The following is a 2848-nucleotide window of genomic DNA, read 5'->3' on the forward strand; positions in this document are numbered from 1 at the left end:
TTCAAAGCGGATCAGCTCTGGGCCTCCATGCCGGCCACCGCAGAGGTGACTCAGGATTTGTCCGATGCCATTCTGGAAGAAGCGGGCAAAATGACCGAAGGGCTGCTGTTTCCGCTGAATCGCAACAGCGATGAGCAGGGCTGTACCTGGAACGACGGGGAAGTGACCACCCCGGACGGCTTCAAGGACGCGTTCAAGACTTTCGCCGAAAATGGCTGGAGCGCTTTTTCCGGTAACCCGGAATTCGGTGGCCAGGGCATGCCCAAATCCCTGGCGGTACTGTTCGAAGAAATGATGCACAGCGCTTGTTCTTCGTTTGCCCTGTACCCGGCGCTGACCAGCGGTGCCTGCCTGGCGGTAGACGCGCATGCCTCTGAAGAGCTGAAGGGGCAGTACCTGCCCAAGCTGTACAGTGGTGAGTGGAGCGGCACCATGTGCCTGACCGAACCTCATTCCGGGACCGATCTGGGCATTCTGCGCACTAAAGCCGTGCCCAACGACGATGGCTCCTTCAACATCACCGGCACCAAGATTTTTATCACCGGCGGCGAGCATGACCTGACCGGCAACCATATCCACCTGGTGCTGGCCAAGCTGCCGGACGCGCCGGCTGGCTCCAAGGGCATTTCCCTGTTCCTGGTGCCCAAATTCCTGCCTGACGCGGATAACAATCCGGGTGAAGCTAACGGTGCGACCTGCGGTTCCATCGAGCACAAGATGGGCATCAAGGGTTCCGCCACCTGCGTGATGAACTTTGACGACGCCAAAGGCTGGATCATCGGTGAGCCGAACCAGGGCCTGGCGTGCATGTTCACCATGATGAACTACGAGCGTCTGTCCATCGGTCTGCAAGGCCTGGGTCTGGGTGAAGCCAGCTACCAGAGCGCGGTGGAATACGCCCGCGAACGTCTGCAGGGCCGCAGCGCCACCGGCGCGAAGAACCCTGACGGGCCGGCGGATCCGATCATCGTGCACGGTGATGTGCGCCGCATGCTGATGAACATGCGTGCCATCAACGAAGGGGGCCGCGCCCTGGCCGCCTACGTGGGCATGCAGCTGGATACCTCCAAGTTCAGCGAAGACGCAGACGCCAAGAAAAAAGCGGAAGATCGCGTGGCGCTGTTGACCCCGATTGCCAAGGCCTTCTTTACTGACCGTGGTCTGGATACCACTATCACCGGTCAGCAGGTGTTCGGTGGTCACGGTTATATCCGTGAGTGGGGCATGGAGCAGTTCGTTCGTGATTGCCGTATTTCCCAGATCTACGAAGGCACTAACGGCATTCAGGCGCTGGACCTGGCTGGCCGCAAAGTGGCTCGCAACGGCGGCAAGTCCGTGGATGCCTTCCTGGCGGATGCTCAGGCCTGGGTTGATGCCAATGGCGACAACGCGCAGCTGGCTGCAGTAAAAGACGACCTGCAAGCGGCTTTGGCATTGCTGAAGTCCTCCACCGATACGTTGCTGGCCCAGGCCGGTGACAACCCGGATGCCATCAGCGCCGGCGCGGTGGAGTATCTGGATATTTTTGGCTATGTGATCTACGCATGGCTGTGGGCCCAGATGCTGGCGGCCACGGATGGTCGTGATGATGACTTCGTCAAAGCGAAGCGCATTACCGGCCAGTACTACTTCCAGCGTGTCTTGCCGAAAGCCCAGTCCCTGGCGGCCCAGCTGAACAGTGGCGCGGCTACCATGATGGATCTGGATGCGGATCTGTTTTAAAGACCGCTGCATGTGGCACGCAACACGCCGCACGCATTAAAAAACCGCACCCCTCAAGGGTGCGGTTTTTTTATGGTTCATCACGGCAGCCTATCAGGCGATGTGTTGTTGCCTGCTGCATGAAGCGTGCTGCGACTCTTCTACGGAAACTGCATATTTAACGGTGAGCTGCCTTGCAGGCTCTGCGCGCGGTCGGGCTCGTCAATGAAGGGATTACGGTTGCCTTGCAGTTGCTCGATCACGTTATTGCGGCGGCGCTCTTCGTCGGTGACCGGGTCTTCCTGGTTCCAGCGTTGGTACATATCCAGGGTACCCAGCAGGGGAAGCTCGTAACGTTCGTGGAGATAGAGCATGGCCCGGGCTACGTCTCCCTTGGCGCTGACCGGTGGCTCGAATACCTGGAAAGATTGTTTGTAACCGCAGTTACTGTCTTTTGCCGTAGTGTCAGGCAGGTCGCCAAACAGGGTGCGACGGCGATCCAGTTCGGCGCGGCGGGTGACAGGGAAGAGGGCGTGACGGTCTTTATAAATGTCTGCAAATTGCGGATTGTTTTCGCAAAGGCGACTGCTGCGACAACCAAAATGCTGAGCCAGTCGGCGTTCATCGTAAATCTGCTCTACCGAAATGCGATCACCGGACTTGAAGGGCTCCTGACAATAAAGGGTGTTGCCTCCGTTGGCGTAAACCTGCTTGAGGAACAGTGCGTCCATGCCATCGGCGTAGCTGGCCGCAACCGGCAAAAAACTTGCCAGTAAAGCCAGTGTAATTTTGTGCATATTGTGAATCCTGTCACATTTCCAGTATTGCCATCTTAGCCCCCAAGGCCAGGGTGACGGATATCTACAATGTATACCGAGCAGACAGGTGGTGCCAACGGTGGGACTAGTGGTTGTCTAACAAAAGCGTCACGCAGCTCTGGATATGTGCAGTGATCGCGGTTTCGTCGGGAAGCTGGCTGGGCGCCAGCAGGGCGCAGAGCTGGAAGTCGGCCTTGATCATCCCGAAAAACTGCCGGGCGGCGTGGGGGCTGGGCTGGGCTCCTGATAGGAGTCCGCGGTCGTGCAGGCACTGAAGGTAAAGCTGCAACTGCTCTTGCAACATGTGTGGCCCGGCTTCGTAAACGGTT

Annotated in this window: 3 protein-coding genes; 1 reads left to right on the plus strand and 2 read right to left on the minus strand. The window is 58.3% G+C overall.

What is annotated here, in order from left to right:
• The coding region (locus A3730_RS22645) for an acyl-CoA dehydrogenase C-terminal domain-containing protein (protein ID WP_063539006.1) at window positions 1-1722 on the plus strand (1722 nt) is incomplete at its 5' end.
• A 140-nt stretch (window positions 1723-1862) separates the two neighbouring features.
• Here the strand turns inward: A3730_RS22645 and A3730_RS22650 are convergent.
• Together A3730_RS22650 and A3730_RS22655 are read right to left on the minus strand one after the other, a co-directional pair.
• A complete protein-coding gene (locus A3730_RS22650; RefSeq protein ID WP_063519359.1) occupies window positions 1863-2498 on the minus strand; it encodes an endonuclease in 636 nt (211 codons plus the stop codon).
• 106 nt (window positions 2499-2604) lie between these two features.
• Window positions 2605-2848, minus strand: a 244-nt coding sequence (locus tag A3730_RS22655; RefSeq protein WP_197477578.1) for a TetR/AcrR family transcriptional regulator C-terminal domain-containing protein, incomplete at its 5' end; no start/stop codon positions are given.

The sequence above is a fragment of the Alcanivorax sp. HI0044 genome, assembly GCF_001634945.1.